16 protein-coding genes and 1 other annotated feature are annotated in these 13,845 nt (G+C 48.7%); all 16 genes read right to left on the bottom strand.

All coding sequences use genetic code 11. The annotated features are described in order from the left end of the window. Positions 1-40 precede the first annotated feature (40 nt). Positions 41-742, bottom strand: a complete 702-nt coding sequence (gene rplA, locus NSU00_RS00650; RefSeq protein ID WP_061565124.1) for a 50S ribosomal protein L1 — start codon at positions 740-742, stop codon at positions 41-43. A gap of 107 nt (positions 743-849) precedes the next feature. Next, entirely contained in the window at positions 850-1,275 is a 426-nt protein-coding gene (gene rplK, locus NSU00_RS00645) for a 50S ribosomal protein L11 (RefSeq protein ID WP_014096513.1), read from the bottom strand. Positions 1,276-1,636: 361 nt separating this feature from the next. Next, positions 1,637-2,170: a transcription termination/antitermination protein NusG gene (gene nusG, locus NSU00_RS00640; protein ID WP_014096514.1), complete on the bottom strand. Its 534-nt coding sequence runs from the start codon at positions 2,168-2,170 to the stop codon at positions 1,637-1,639. Positions 2,171-2,319: 149 nt separating this feature from the next. After that, positions 2,320-2,505, bottom strand: a complete 186-nt coding sequence (secE, locus tag NSU00_RS00635) for a preprotein translocase subunit SecE (protein ID WP_017551230.1) — start codon at positions 2,503-2,505, stop codon at positions 2,320-2,322. 35 nt (positions 2,506-2,540) lie between these two features. Next, positions 2,541-2,687 carry a 50S ribosomal protein L33 gene (gene rpmG, locus NSU00_RS00630; protein ID WP_017551231.1) on the bottom strand — a complete coding sequence of 49 codons (147 nt, stop codon included), beginning with the start codon at positions 2,685-2,687 and terminating at the stop codon, positions 2,541-2,543. A gap of 312 nt (positions 2,688-2,999) precedes the next feature. Continuing rightward, positions 3,000-3,605, bottom strand: coding sequence for an RNA polymerase sporulation sigma factor SigH (gene sigH, locus NSU00_RS00625; RefSeq protein ID WP_071452439.1), 606 nt, complete (start codon positions 3,603-3,605; stop codon positions 3,000-3,002). Positions 3,606-3,716: 111 nt separating this feature from the next. After that, a complete protein-coding gene (locus tag NSU00_RS00620; protein WP_340703211.1) occupies positions 3,717-4,226 on the bottom strand; it encodes an NYN domain-containing protein in 510 nt (169 codons plus the stop codon). Position 4,227: 1 nt separating this feature from the next. Then, positions 4,228-4,971, bottom strand: a complete 744-nt coding sequence (rlmB, locus tag NSU00_RS00615; protein ID WP_340703210.1) for a 23S rRNA (guanosine(2251)-2'-O)-methyltransferase RlmB — start codon at positions 4,969-4,971, stop codon at positions 4,228-4,230. Next, the gene (locus tag NSU00_RS00610) at positions 4,971-5,384 is read right to left on the bottom strand and encodes a Mini-ribonuclease 3 (protein ID WP_017553267.1); all 414 of its coding nucleotides are present in this window, start codon (positions 5,382-5,384) and stop codon (positions 4,971-4,973) included. Before NSU00_RS00610 ends, rlmB begins: the two co-directional genes overlap by 1 nt. After that, complete coding sequence (gene cysS / locus NSU00_RS00605; RefSeq protein ID WP_017553268.1) at positions 5,381-6,778, bottom strand: cysteine--tRNA ligase; 1,398 nt, start codon at positions 6,776-6,778, stop codon at positions 5,381-5,383. Before cysS ends, NSU00_RS00610 begins: the two co-directional genes overlap by 4 nt. Then, positions 6,759-7,427 carry a serine O-acetyltransferase gene (gene cysE / locus NSU00_RS00600; protein WP_017553269.1) on the bottom strand — a complete coding sequence of 223 codons (669 nt, stop codon included), beginning with the start codon at positions 7,425-7,427 and terminating at the stop codon, positions 6,759-6,761. The genes cysS and cysE overlap by 20 nt, the downstream gene beginning before the upstream one ends. A gap of 143 nt (positions 7,428-7,570) precedes the next feature. Next, positions 7,571-7,799: a binding site (T-box leader), on the bottom strand. Positions 7,800-7,843: 44 nt separating this feature from the next. Then, entirely contained in the window at positions 7,844-9,304 is a 1,461-nt protein-coding gene (gltX, locus tag NSU00_RS00595) for a glutamate--tRNA ligase (RefSeq protein WP_013858056.1), read from the bottom strand. Positions 9,305-9,699: 395 nt separating this feature from the next. Further along, entirely contained in the window at positions 9,700-10,176 is a 477-nt protein-coding gene (gene ispF / locus NSU00_RS00590; RefSeq protein WP_019722060.1) for a 2-C-methyl-D-erythritol 2,4-cyclodiphosphate synthase, read from the bottom strand. Positions 10,177-10,178: 2 nt separating this feature from the next. Further along, positions 10,179-10,859: a 2-C-methyl-D-erythritol 4-phosphate cytidylyltransferase gene (ispD, locus tag NSU00_RS00585; RefSeq protein ID WP_017551237.1), complete on the bottom strand. Its 681-nt coding sequence runs from the start codon at positions 10,857-10,859 to the stop codon at positions 10,179-10,181. A gap of 65 nt (positions 10,860-10,924) precedes the next feature. After that, the gene (locus NSU00_RS00580; protein ID WP_104851066.1) at positions 10,925-12,010 is read right to left on the bottom strand and encodes a PIN/TRAM domain-containing protein; all 1,086 of its coding nucleotides are present in this window, start codon (positions 12,008-12,010) and stop codon (positions 10,925-10,927) included. A 329-nt stretch (positions 12,011-12,339) separates the two neighbouring features. Then, positions 12,340-13,710 (bottom strand): DNA repair protein RadA, encoded by a 1,371-nt coding sequence (gene radA / locus NSU00_RS00575; protein WP_017551240.1) that lies wholly within the window; start codon positions 13,708-13,710, stop codon positions 12,340-12,342. Positions 13,711-13,845 lie beyond the last annotated feature (135 nt).

Here is a 13,845-nt window from a genome sequence, read left to right as displayed (position 1 = left end):
GTTCTTCATTATAGCAGCCCGCAGGCAGCATGTCAAATCATTATTTTGCTGCCACAAAAGAAGACGGGTCTACTTTGATGCCAGGCCCCATGGTCGATGTGACAGAAACATTCTTCATGTAAGTGCCTTTTGCAGCTGACGGTTTTGCTTTCATCAATGTGTCAAACAAGGTTGACAGGTTTTCAACCAACTTTTCCGGTTCAAAAGAGGCTTTCCCGATCGGGGCATGGACATTGCCCGCTTTGTCAACACGATATTCGACTTTACCGGCTTTAATGTCCTGGACCGCTTTTGTCACATCAAATGTTACCGTGCCGGTTTTCGGGTTCGGCATTAATCCTCTAGGCCCAAGGATGCGCCCGAGTTTACCAACTTCGCCCATCATATCCGGCGTTGCCACGATGACATCAAAATCAAACCAGCCCTGCTGGATTTTGTTGACGTAGTCTGTATCGCCGACATAATCCGCACCGGCTGCTTCCGCTTCTTTTGCTTTTTCGCCTTTTGCAAAAACAAGCACGCGCTGGGTTTTCCCTGTTCCGTTTGGAAGCACGACAGCACCGCGGATTTGCTGGTCCGCTTTTTTCGGGTCAACGCCGAGGCGGAATGCAGCTTCAACTGTTGCATCAAATTTTGTAAAACTTGTTTTTTTCACCAGTTCAATGGCTTCCTGAACCGGGTAAGCTTTGGAACGGTCAACGAGTTTCAAAGCGTCAACATATTTTTTTCCTTTTTTCGCCATTTGTATTTCCTCCTCGAATGTGGTTTTAACGGAATAACCTCCCACGAAAAAGGTTGCGAGCCAGTATCGCATCGCAACCCCGTTGGACATAACCAGTACTGCATGGATTAGTCTTCGATCGTAATCCCCATGCTGCGCGCCGTGCCTTCCACCATGCGCATTGCCGCTTCAACACTTGCCGCATTTAAGTCAGGCATTTTTGTTTCTGCGATTTCACGCACTTTGTCACGCTTCACAGTTGCCACTTTTGTACGGTTCGGCTCGCCAGAACCGGATTCAATGCCGGCTGCTTTTTTCAGCAGAACTGCAGCTGGCGGGGTTTTTGTGATGAATGTAAATGAACGATCTTCAAACACCGTGATTTCAACAGGTATAATCAAGCCTGCCTGATCTGCAGTACGAGCGTTGAATTCTTTACAAAATCCCATAATATTGACGCCGGCCTGGCCCAGTGCAGGACCAACAGGCGGTGCAGGGTTTGCTTTACCGGCAGGAATCTGCAATTTAACAATTTTTACTACTTTTTTAGCCACGAGACACACCTCCTTAAGTCCGTGATGTGGTAACAGGGGCTGAGCCCTCCCACTCATCTGTTTGATTGAACCCCCCACGGCTGAAGCCGCGAGCTTCCTGCAGACACCGAAACATGCTCCGCTGTCTACGCAGGCTATCCCCGCAAGTTCCTGCGGTTAGCCGGACAATTGGCGTGCCGAAAAGGCAAGCCTTATCCGAATCCAATTCATCTCATGACCCGCGTCACGAGTGTATCATAAGAATCATGTGATTGCATCGTGTCTGTTCGCGCGGGTGCCCGGTCAGGCGGGCCATCCGCAAAGAACATACTGACTTATAACATATTAACATCTCAGCACATGGATTTCAAGTTTTATCCCGTTATATTTTATCAATTTGTTCAAAAACGAGTTCTACCGGTGTATCCCGCCCGAACATATTGACCATGACTTTTGCCCTACCTTTGTCGCGGTCCATTTCCACAATCTTGCCGGCAAAATTCGCAAACGGCCCTTCTTTTACCGTCACCGTCTCGCCGATTTCAAAGTCAACATCGGCCCGTTTTTCTTCCATGCCCATCCGTTTCAAGATGGTATTAATTTCTTCAGGCAAAAGCGGCGTCGGCTTGGAACCGCCTCCCGACGACCCGACAAAACCGGTGACGCCCGGCGTGTTCCGGACGACATACCAGGAATCATCCGTCATCACCATTTCCACCAGGACATAGCCCGGGAAAACTTTTCGTTTCACCACTTTTTTCTTCTCATTTTTCACTTCAAGTTCTTCTTCTTCCGGTACCACTACCCGGAAAATTTTATCCTGCATCCCCATTGATTCCACGCGCTTTTCCAAATTGGTTTTGACTTTATTTTCATAGCCTGAATACGTATGGACAACATACCAGTTTTTTTCCATCTAATAGGACTTGATGTCCGTCCCTCCCTGTTGGTCTTTTGATTTTTTGGGCAAATGAAAAAACCCGCTAACCGGGTTTGAGTCGTTGCTTATGATACTCCCATTATACCATGTTTTATCATTGGATATTCAAGTGTAAAATGATCATTTTACAATGAGTTTTCAGCCCACCGGATCACTGCGGAAATGCCGAGATCGATGACAATAAAGAACAATGTCAGGAAAGCAACCGTTACAAGGACTGTAATCGTGTATTTGACCAGCTCTTTGCGCCCCGGCCAGCTGACTTTTCGCATTTCGGAAGCTACATTACGAAAAAATTTTGTGATGGACATGTATTTAAGACCTCCAAGTAAGTTCATGTTCGTTGTTATTTTGTGCCGCGGTGGATGGTGTGTTCGTTGCAGTGCTTGCAAAACTTCTTTAATTCCATTCTTTCAGCCTTTCCGTTGCCCGTTGTGGTCGTGTAATTGCGCGAACCGCAAACCGAACAGGCAAGTACCATTTTTTTCTGCATCTCATCACCAGCTGTCTTATGGTCTTACGGTGTTAACGGAACCTGCCGCTGTAAAGAACCTCTCCCGGAAAACCGGGAGAGTCTTTTGGGCGCCGCCGGTTCCGTACCGGTATCGTATCAAAACATAAAATCCTACAAATCAACATAACACGGCAGAAAGCTTGTGTCAATCAGTAGCTGAAGAAGGGATGTGCCGGGTTTTTCCCGAAAGCATTGAATACCAGGCATTGAAAGATAGCTTTTTGTACGCCTTAATGCCGCACTTGCATCCGGGAAAAACGGCCTGGCGGAAATACGGCTTACAACACCTTTTCAGTAAGTCAGCTCCCTCCTTTCCAACAGGCGCTCCAGCTTCTTTTTGACGCGTTGTAAAGCGTTATCAATTGATTTTACATGGCGGTTCAATTCTTCTGAAATTTCCTGGTAGGACTGCCCGTCCAGGTAAAGGGCGAGCACTTTTCTTTCCAGATCGCTTAACAGCTCGGATACTTTTACTTCTATATGGACATATTTTTCGCGGATTAAAATCAATTCTTCAGGATTGGAAATTTTCGCGCCGGTGATGACATCCATCAACGTACGGTCGGATTCTTCATCATAAATTGGCTTGTCCAGGGAAATGTAAGAATTAAGCGGTATGTGCTTTTGGCGGGTGGCAGTCTTAATTGCGGTAATCATTTGCCGGTTGATGCATAATTCAGCAAAAGCCCTGAAAGACGTGAGCTTGTCCTCTCTGTAGTCGCGTATGGCCTTATACAGCCCGATCATGCCTTCCTGGATAATATCCTCGCGGTCGGCCCCGATGATAAAGTAAGAACGCGCTTTTGCCCTGACAAAGTTTCTGTATTTTTGGATCAAGTAATCCAGCGCTTCGCTTTCGCCGTTGTGTATCCGTTCAACCAACTCTTCGTCCTGCATCGTGCCATATCTTTCTTCATATGCTGCCTCAATGTTCAGGTTCACCTGTATCCCCCCATGAGCATTCGATAAAAGCTATTATACAGTACAGAATTTTCAATCGTCAACCGCTCATCCTTTCCCCCTGCGTAATTTTTCGAAAATTTCCATGACCTCCTGGCTTAACGGTATTCTTGTTGCCGGCTTTTCCTCTTGAATTGATTTTACATTTCTTTTAATCTTTTGTTCAATCACTTCCACTTTGGTCAACAGTTCGCGTGCTGAAATTCTTAAAGCGCCCTGGCCGAATATTTGCCACTGCTCAGTAAAATCGGATGTGGCCACATAAATCTGCGTGCGGATGTTGTTCAGTTTAATGGCCATTTTTTCAATCCGTTCATCTGCCGTTTCATTTTCTTTTGTAAAAATGACTTCCACTTTGTGATAGCGGTACTTTTTTTCCAGGCCTTTCACCCCGTAAGCATCAAAAACGACGATGACTTTGTCATCCGTATAGCCCTGGTATTCCGCCATGATCTCAACAAGCCGGTCTCTGGCGGCGCCAAGGTCTTTTTGTTTCAATTTTTGCAGTTCCGGCCAGGCGCCAATGATGTTATAGCCGTCCACCAGCAAAATATTCATTTTATTCACCAAGCGGATGGCGCTTCCTGTAAACCTCATACATGAGCAGGCCGGCAGCAACGGACGCATTGAGCGAAGTCACATGCCCTGCCATCGGAAGGCGGATCAGAAAGTCGCATGCTTCTTTTACGATCCTGCTCATTCCCCTGCCTTCACTGCCGATGACAAGGCCGAGCGGCAGATCCGCATCCATTTGCCGGTAATCGGTCGTCCCGGAAGCATCGGTTCCCGCAATCCACAACCCTTGCTGCTTTAAGCCGACAATCGTTTGCGAAAGGTTTGTTACCCGCGCCACCGGGATATGTTCAATCGCGCCGGTTGAAGCTTTCGCCACCGTTGCTGTTAATGCGACCGAGCGCCTTTTCGGAATAATGACGCCGTGTGCGCCGACCGCATCGGCCGTCCGTAAAATCGAGCCAAGATTATGCGGATCCTCCAATTCATCAAGAATCAGGATAAACGGGTGCTCATTCCGCTCTTTGGCAAGCTTGAACATATCGCCTGTTTCTGCATACCGGTAAGCGGCAACGAGTGCCAGTACGCCCTGATGCGCCCCATCCGCCACCCGGTCAATCCTTTTCTTCGGGACAAATTGGACGGCCACTTTTCTTTCCCTTGCAAGCTCCATCACCTGCTTCATGGCGCCTTTTTGTGAACCTTCCGCAATCCAGATTTTGTTGATTTCCCGGCCCGCTCTTAATGCTTCCAGCACCGGGTTTTTGCCTGCAATATACTCCTGGTCCATCAGCGCACCCCTCCTTTCTGGCCTTCGACAATGCCAATTGCTTTTTCAATCAGCGCTTCCATCCGCTCCCGGCTGCCGGACAAATAATGGTAGCCGATCAGCGCTTCGAATGCAGTGCTGTGCCGGTATGTCTGGACATCCGTATTTTTCGGAACCGTGCCCGACTTCGCATTTCTGCCGCGCCGGACAACAGCGGTTTCCTCTTCTGTTAAAAGCTCTTCGTTCATCATCTGTTTTAAAACTTGAGCCTGCGCCTTCGCTGAAACAAAGCGGATCGCTTCCCGGTGGAGGCGGTTTGGCTTCGTTTTTCCCTGCAAAAGGACATGGTGCCGGATATATTCTTCATATACCGCATCCCCCATATAGGCAAGCGCAAGGCTGTTCAATTGTTTCGGATCAAGGGTGACCGTCATAAGCGTCTCCATCTCACCCCTTGGGGCGTATCTTCCAGAATGATATTCATGCTTTTCAGCTTGTCGCGGATTTCATCAGCCAGTTGGAAATTACGCGCCTTTCTTGCTTCATTCCGTTTTTCAATCAGCGCTTCAATTTCTTCGTCCAAAAGCGCTTCTTCCTCGAGTTTCAGGCCGAGCACGCCGGCAATCGTTTCGAACTCTTTTATAAATGCCCGGAGAACGGTTTCTGTCGTATTTTTCCCCCGCAAGTAATAATTGGCCTGCTTCGACAGTTCGAACAAAACAGAAATGCCGTTTGCCGTATTGAAGTCATCGTCCATCGCCCCGATAAACTGGCGATGGAGCGAACGGACCTGTTCCAGCCATTTTTCACCATCTTCCGCCAGATTTGCACTGGATTCGAGCCGGTGCTTTACATTTTGGTACGACGTCTTGATCCGTTCAAGCCCTGCCTTCGCATTGGCAAGCAGTTCCTCGCTATAGTTGATCGGATGGCGGTAATGCACCGACAGCATGAAAAAGCGCAAAACTTGCGGATCATGCCGTTTGATGATGTCATGGACAAGCACAAAGTTTCCGAGCGATTTCGACATTTTTTCATTATCAATATTGATATAGCCGTTATGCAGCCAGTAACGAGCAAACGGTTTGCCTGTCAAAGCTTCTGACTGGGCAATTTCATTTTCGTGGTGCGGAAAAGTCAGGTCCTGCCCGCCCGCGTGGATGTCAATCGTATCGCCAAGATATTTTCTTGCCATGGCCGAGCATTCAATATGCCATCCCGGCCGGCCTTTCCCCCACGGGCTGTCCCAGGAGATTTCCCCCGCTTTTGCCGCTTTCCAAAGGGCAAAATCAAGGGCGTCTTCTTTCTTTTCCCCTACTTCAATTCTCGCACCCGATTTCAATTCGTCAATAGATTGATGGGACAATTTACCGTAATCCGGAAAACTTCTCGTGCGGTAGTAAACATCACCGTCTGATTCGTAGGCATGACCTTTTTCAATTAATTTTTCAATAAACGCAATGATCGTATCCATATTTTCCGTCACGCGCGGATGGACGTCCGCATGGCTGCAACCGAGCGCATCAATATCTTCAAAATAGGCCTGAATAAAACGCTCGCTGATCACCGGCACTTCTTCCCCGAGTTCTTTCGCGGCTTTAATGAGTCTATCATCCACATCGGTGAAATTCGACACATAATGGACATCATAACCCCGAAACTCCAAATAGCGCCGGACCGTGTCAAATACGATCGCCGGCCGCGCATTTCCAATATGGATATAATTATAGACAGTCGGGCCGCATACATACATTTTCACTTTCCCCTCTTCAAGCGGGATAAACGGCTCCTTCTTTCTTGTTAACGTATTATATATCTGAATGCTCATACGTTCTTGCTCCTTCCTTTCTCAGTTGTTCTAATTCCGACCGCAAAGCCTCGATTTCCTGCTGCATGCTGTTCAGGCGGTCCGCAACAGGGTCAGGCAGCTCATTATGTTTTAAATCTTTTTTGATTTTGACGCCGTCCTGGACGACGACCCTGCCCGGAATGCCGACCACTGTCGAATTGGGCGGGACATCCTTTAATACGACAGAACCTGCCCCTATTTTTGCATTTTCCCCAATCGTAATCGAACCTAAAACTTTCGCCCCGCTTGCGATTAACGCATTGTCTTTAATCGTCGGATGGCGCTTGCCCTTTTCCTTTCCGGTGCCGCCGAGCGTAACGCCCTGGTAAACCGTCACGTTATCGCCGATTTCGCACGTTTCCCCGATCACTACCCCCATGCCGTGGTCGATGAAAAACCGCCTGCCGATTTTTGCACCGGGATGGATTTCAATTCCGGTAAAGAAGCGGCTGAGCTGCGAAATCACCCGGGCGATAAAAAACATTTTCTTTTTATAAAAAAAGTGCGCAATCCGGTGTGCCCAGATGGCGTGAAGACCGGAGTAAGTCAAGATCACTTCAAAATACGTCCGTGCTGCCGGATCCTGATCAAAAACCACTTCAATGTCTTCCTTCAACCGCTTAAACATGTGCTACTCCCCTTTCGTTTGTTTCTTTCCCATTCCCTGTCCGGTTATAAAATTTCTTTCGCTTTGCATTTCCATCAGCCGGATCGGCACCGATCTTTTCTTTAACGGAGCCTGCCATTTAAAAAAGAAGCGCCTCTGCAACGGACAGAGACGCTTCTTGATCGCGCGGTTCCACTCTGTTTGGCGGCAGGCCTTGCCCGCTGCCCAACTTTCCCTGTTAACGGGCGGCCCCGCCGCATCCTACTGGCGAGCGCGTTCAGATACAGGCTCGAAGGTGCATTTCAGAAAAGGAGGGGCTTAAACCACTTTCAGCCGGCGATGGTTTTCTCTTTGAAGCGTCCTCTTCCTACTTCTCCTTCTCAACGCTTTTTCACACATCCATTTTAACCATATCATATCCTATTTTCGCAAAAATGTTAACCCGTGATTCTTTCAAGGCGTTTCTTCACTTTTTCTCTGCCGAGCAGTTCGATCAGGCTTTGCAGTTCCGGGCCGTGTGTCTGGCCGCTAACGGCAACACGGATCGGCATAAACAGCTTTTTCCCCTTTTGCCCGGTTGCTTTTTGCACCGCTTTGATTCCTTTTTTTATTTCGCCTGCTTCAAATGGTTCGATCCTGTCCAGTTCTTCAAGGAATGCACGGAGCACTTCCGGAACGTGTTCTTCCGACAAAATCGCTTTTGCTTCGTCGTCATATGTGATTTCATCCGTAAAGAAGAGCGGTTTCGACAGCTCGACAATTTCCGCGCCGTAGCTCATTTGTTCCTGATAGAGGGAGATGAGTTTGCGCACCCATTGTTCTTCTTCAGGTGTCCGGTTTTCCGGGACGAGCCCTGCTTTTACAAGATGCGGCAACGCAAGCTCCACAACTTTATCCAGATCGAGCTTTTTCATATACTGGTTGTTCATCCATGCCAATTTTTGGCGGTCAAACAAAGCGGGCGATTTCGACAGCCGTTCGGGGTCAAAAATCTGGATGAATTCTTCCCGCGAAAAAATTTCTTCCTCGCCCTTCGGTGACCAGCCGAGCATGGCAATAAAATTAAACAACGCTTCCGGCAAATAACCGAGTTCCGCGTACTGCTCAATAAACTGGATGATGCTTCCGTCGCGTTTGCTCAGTTTTTTCCGGTGCTCATTGACAATCAGCGTCATGTGGCCGAATACCGGCGGTTCAAAACCGAATGCTTCATAAATCATCAGCTGTTTCGGCGTGTTGGAAATATGGTCGTCCCCCCGGAGCACGTGGGAAATTTTCATTAAATGATCATCGATCGCAACCGCAAAATTATAAGTCGGCATCCCGTCTTTTTTAACGATGACAAAGTCGCCGATTCCGTCCGATTCAAAAGATACTTCGCCTTTTACGATATCGTTGAACGTATACACTTTGCCTTCCGGAACATGGAAACGGAGGCTCGGTTTCCGGCCTTCCGCTTCAAGCCGCTTCCTGTCTTCTTCTGTCAGATGGCGGCATTTCCCGGAATAACGCGGCATTTCCCCGCGTGCAAGCTGGGCTTCACGTTCGGCTTCCAGTTCTTCTTCCGTACAATAGCATTTATAAGCCAGCCCGCGGTCAAGCAGCTCTTCATAATATTTTTTATAAATATCGAGGCGTTCCGACTGGCGGTAAGGCCCGTATTCGCCGCCGACATCAATGCTTTCGTCCCAGTCGATACCGAGCCATTTCAAATATTTCAGCTGGCTTTCCACGCCGCCTTCCACATTCCGCTTCTGGTCGGTATCTTCAATCCGGATAATGAACTTTCCACCTTTGCTGCGCGCAAATAAATAATTGAATAATGCGGTACGGGCATTCCCGATATGCAAAAAACCGGTCGGGCTCGGAGCGTACCGTACTCTGATTTCGTTTGCCATGTCGATTCTCCTTTAAATTGTCGCTTTTTGCCTTATTTTATTGTATCACCGTCTGAAAAAGCCGTAAACCGGTGGCTCGTTCCGGCCCGGCGGATGAAAGATGTTTTACGTGATGTTAATCACACATCTTGCAGGCAAAATCTCTGCTGTTATGCTTGTTCCAGCAGCATTACGGGACCTAAACCGCCTGGCTTGTCCCGATCGCGCCCACTCTTTTGCAGCTATACCCCAACTATACTTGTTCCAGCGAAAAACGGGTTCCCGTAAACAGCCGCCCGGCTCCGTTACACCATTTTCGACGAAACATCTGCTGCCATACACCGGTTAAAAGGTTCCTGCAGGCAGTACGCGCCCTAAACTGCCCGGCTTGTTCCAGCACCATGCAGCCATACCGGTTAAGCCTGCTCCAGCAGTACTGCCGCCTGCGCAGCAATGCCTTCTTCACGCCCGGCAAAGCCGAGTTTTTCCGTCGTGGTCGCCTTGACATTGACCTGCCCGTTCTCTGCTTCCAAAATGCGCGCGATCGTTTCCCGCATTTTCCCGATATAGGGCGCCATTTTCGGCTTTTGGGCAATAATCGTGCAATCAAGATTGCCGAGCTTGTACCCTTTTTGTTTCACAAGCCGAAAAACATGCGCCAAAAGCGCCGCAGAATCCGCATCTTTAAATGCCGCATCTGTATCCGGAAAATGCCGGCCGATATCCCCTTCCCCAATGGCCCCGAGGCAGGCGTCCGCTACGGCATGAAGCAACACATCCGCGTCGGAGTGGCCGAGCAAACCTTTTTCATACGGAATTTCAACTCCCCCGATCATCAGGGGACGCCCCTCCCCGAACCGGTGCACATCAAAGCCTTGTCCGATCCTGAACATCTTCATCCTCCCCCCTGCTTTTTTAAAATCGCTTCTGCAAAATAAAGGTCTTCCGGTGTCGTAATTTTAATATTATCATAACTTCCCGGCACAATATGTACAGCATGGCCGATCCGTTCGACCAGCGAGGCTTCATCCGTTCCGAGAAAGCCGTCCCGTTCCGCCGCTTTATGCGCATTTTTCAAGACAGACGTGCGAAAAGCTTGTGGCGTTTGGATCTGCCACAAGCTGCTCCGCTCAATCGTCTCGGTTACAATCTGGTCTTTTGCTCTTTTGATCGTGTCTTTTACCGGGACAGCCGCTATCGCCGCCCCTTTCTCCCCGGCCATTGCCGCCAGTGCTGCAATGAATCCGGTGCTGATAAACGGCCTTGCACCGTCATGGACAAGAATGACGCTGCAGCTTCCGGCAAGTTCCAGCCCGTTCCGCACGCTATATTGCCGTTCAGAACCGCCGCGGGCGAATACTATTTTTTCCGAGCGGGGCAAAATACGCTTCATCTCTTCCAAATCATGCGGCTGCACGGGAAGTATCAACTTTTTGCAGGACGGATCAGCCAAAAAAACTTCTGCTGTAAAAGCAATGACCGGGCGCTTGTTCAGTTCAAGAAATAATTTGTTGAACCCTGCGCCCATCCGTTTCCCCGATCCGGCTGCCGGTATAATCACCTCATAATCTGTCAAATCCAATCTCCCCCGGCATCGCGTTTAAACCTCCCGCGGCCCGGGCCGCGGGTGTTCCATCTCCATTATAACGCTTTTTCGAGCAGCTTCGGCTTGGCAAAAATCATCCGGCCCGCTGAAGTCTGCAGGACGCTTGTCACAAGCACATCAATGCGTTTGCCAATGTAATTTTTGCCTTCTTCGACAACAATCATCGTGCCGTCATCCAAATAGGCAATCCCCTGGTGATGCTCTTTCCCGTCTTTAATGAGCTGGACATTGAGTTCTTCGCCGGGGAGCACAACCGGTTTTACGGCGTTGGCAAGGTCATTGATATTGAGCACTTTGACTTTCTGGAATTCACACACTTTATTTAAATTGTAATCATTTGTCACGACAATCCCGTTCATCAATTTTGCCAGTTTAATGAGCTTGCTGTCCACTTCCTGGATATCTTCAAAATCGCCTTCGTACATTTGCACTTCGATCGGCAGTTCATTCTGTATCCGGTTTAAGATATCAAGCCCGCGCCGGCCCCGGTTTCTTTTCAAGGCATCCGAAGAATCGGCAATATGCTGCAATTCTTCAAGCACAAAGAGCGGAATCACAATCGGGCCGTCAAGAAAACCGGTCTGGCAAATATCCGCAATCCGCCCGTCGATAACAACGCTTGTATCAAGAATCTTCACCTGTTTTCCAGGCTGCGGATGCCCTCCTTGCTCTGTCCCGCCTTTCCGTCTGTGCTGCCGGCTAAAAAACAAATTGAAAATTTCTTCTCTTTTCTTAAAACCGACCTGGAATCCGATATAACCGAGCAATACCGTAAGCGTAATCGACACGATTGTATTGACAATCGGAATTCCCCGGACCGGAATGCTTGCCAGATAAGCAATAATCAGGCCCAGCACAAGGCCAAAGGTTCCGGAAAAAATTTCCGTCATCGGGACTTTTACCAGTGAATCCTCAAACCAATCGACAAAATCAACGATATAATGAATGGACCAGAAAGTAATAAGATAAAAGATAATAGCCCCCAACAGCGCTGAAACATACGGGTTTTTGATTAACACATAATCCACATTCACAAGTTTGTAAAAATCAGGCAGCAGGAAAACACCGAGCGTGCCGCCAATCAGCACCAAACAAATTTGTATAAGCCGTCTTAACAACATGTTCACCTCCTTTATACATTATAAACAAAAAATATGGTTTAAAACGTTTGCCTTCGTATTATTTTTCCCTGCCGAGCCGTTTAATCGCCGCGGTTTTCTCCGGGCATTTTCAGGCTTCATGCACATCCCCTGCTTTCTTTTAAAATTTGTATCCTGCCAGCCGTTGTCTTTTCTGCCTTTACATCATAACGGATCCTGCAAACGCGGATTCGCGGCAGTTGTTTGCTTATCCAGCGGGTTCCGTTTTTTCCCACGTTTGCCTTCACTTCCCGGTTCCTTCACGCACTGATCCAAAGAACACAAGAAGGCACGGAAGTTTGTTCCCCGTCTCATCCTCCGAGTGCCGCTTTTAAAGCTTCCTGGATGGTAGCGACGCCGATCACTTGAATCTCCTTTGGCGGCGTCCACCCACCCATATTATTTTTCGGAATGATCGCCCGCCGGAAACCGAGCTTTGCCGCTTCCTGGACGCGCTGCTCAATGCGGGACACCCGCCTGACTTCCCCCGTCAGCCCGACTTCTCCGATAATGCAGTCATCCGCATTTGTCGGCTTGTCGCGGAAACTGGATGCCACGCTGACGGCAACTGCCAAATCCACTGCCGGTTCATCCACTTTCAGGCCGCCGGCAACTTTTAAATATGCATCCTGGTTCTGAATCAAAAGGCCGGCCCGTTTTTCAAGCACCGCCATAATCAGCGTGACACGGTTATAATCAATCCCGGATGCCATCCGCCGCGGCATATTGAAAAACGTCGGAGCCAAAAGCGCCTGGATCTCGACAAGCACCGGGCGCGTCCCCTCAATGGAAGCAACCACGGTAGAACCGGCTGCACCTTTTGTCCGTTCTTCCAGAAAAATTTCGGAAGGGTTCTGGACTTCTTCCAAACCGGATTCTTTCATTTCCAAAATCGCAATTTCATTGGTCGAGCCAAAGCGGTTTTTGACCGCCCTTAATATCCGGTAGGCATTATGGCGTTCACCTTCAAAATACAGGACCGTATCCACCATATGTTCAAGCACGCGCGGGCCGGCAATGGAGCCTTCTTTTGTCACGTGGCCGACAATGAAGATGGCCACATTTTTTGTTTTTGCCGTCCGCATCAGCTGTGCAGTCGTTTCCCTCACTTGCGACACACTGCCCGGCGCAGACTGGATTTCCGGATGGTAAATCGTCTGGATGGAATCAATGATAACAAAGCCGGGGTTCAGTTCATCTATCGCCTGCTGGATCACGGAAAGGTCCGTTTCCGGCAGCACATAAAGATGGTCGGTATGGATGTTTAACCGGTCTGCCCTTAATTTCGTCTGTTTCGCCGATTCCTCCCCGGAGATATACAGTACATTTAACCCGTGCTTTGCCAGTTGTGATGACACTTGCAAAAGCAGGGTTGATTTGCCGATCCCGGGATCCCCGCCGATCAAAACAAGTGACCCGGCAACAATGCCGCCTCCGAGGACACGATTCAGCTCGCCAAAATCCACTTTCGTCCTTTTTTCTTCTTTAGACTCTATAGACGTAATAGGCGCCGCTTTGGTTTCATTTCCGGGCTCAGGATGTAAAAAAAAGCCCCTCCTTTTTGGCGCCTCCGCTTCCTCCACCATCTGGTTCCACTGGTTGCATTGCGGGCACTTTCCCATCCATTTTGGCGACTCGTAGCCGCAGTTCTGGCAAACAAACTTCACGGTTTTTTTTGCCATCTTAAACCCCTTTCCCTAATATCTATGTGTATAAGTGTAAACAAAGTATCTTGAAATTTAATTAAAATCGTATAAGAAACCGCTATGTGAAAAAAAGGGTACAATCTCCAATACCATTGTACCCTTCCTGCTTCC

The sequence above is a fragment of the Weizmannia sp. FSL W8-0401 genome, assembly GCF_038009125.1.
GTDB lineage: Bacteria > Bacillota > Bacilli > Bacillales > Bacillaceae_C > Weizmannia > Weizmannia coagulans.
This window is presented reverse-complemented; position numbering and strand designations above follow the sequence as displayed.

Bases quoted from the DNA above. Each gene is read 5' to 3' on its own strand.
- rplA (WP_061565124.1), bottom strand. From the start codon at position 742: ATGGCGAAAAAAGGAAAAAAATATGTTGACGCTTTGAAACTCGTTGAC.
- nusG (WP_014096514.1), bottom strand. From the start codon at position 2,170: ATGGAAAAAAACTGGTATGTTGTCCATACGTATTCAGGCTATGAAAAT.
- secE (WP_017551230.1), bottom strand. From the start codon at position 2,505: ATGTCCATCACAAAATTTTTTCGTAATGTAGCTTCCGAAATGCGAAAA.
- rpmG (WP_017551231.1), bottom strand. From the start codon at position 2,687: ATGCAGAAAAAAATGGTACTTGCCTGTTCGGTTTGCGGTTCGCGCAAT.
- sigH (WP_071452439.1), bottom strand. From the start codon at position 3,605: ATGCAGGACGAAGAGTTGGTTGAACGGATACACAACGGCGAAAGCGAA.
- NSU00_RS00620 (WP_340703211.1), bottom strand. From the start codon at position 4,226: ATGAATATTTTGCTGGTGGACGGCTATAACATCATTGGCGCCTGGCCG.
- rlmB (WP_340703210.1), bottom strand. From the start codon at position 4,971: ATGGACCAGGAGTATATTGCAGGCAAAAACCCGGTGCTGGAAGCATTA.
- NSU00_RS00610 (WP_017553267.1), bottom strand. From the start codon at position 5,384: ATGACGGTCACCCTTGATCCGAAACAATTGAACAGCCTTGCGCTTGCC.
- cysS (WP_017553268.1), bottom strand. From the start codon at position 6,778: ATGAGCATTCAGATATATAATACGTTAACAAGAAAGAAGGAGCCGTTT.
- cysE (WP_017553269.1), bottom strand. From the start codon at position 7,427: ATGTTTAAGCGGTTGAAGGAAGACATTGAAGTGGTTTTTGATCAGGAT.
- gltX (WP_013858056.1), bottom strand. From the start codon at position 9,304: ATGGCAAACGAAATCAGAGTACGGTACGCTCCGAGCCCGACCGGTTTT.
- ispF (WP_019722060.1), bottom strand. From the start codon at position 10,176: ATGTTCAGGATCGGACAAGGCTTTGATGTGCACCGGTTCGGGGAGGGG.
- NSU00_RS00580 (WP_104851066.1), bottom strand. From the start codon at position 12,010: ATGTTGTTAAGACGGCTTATACAAATTTGTTTGGTGCTGATTGGCGGC.
- radA (WP_017551240.1), bottom strand. From the start codon at position 13,710: ATGGCAAAAAAAACCGTGAAGTTTGTTTGCCAGAACTGCGGCTACGAG.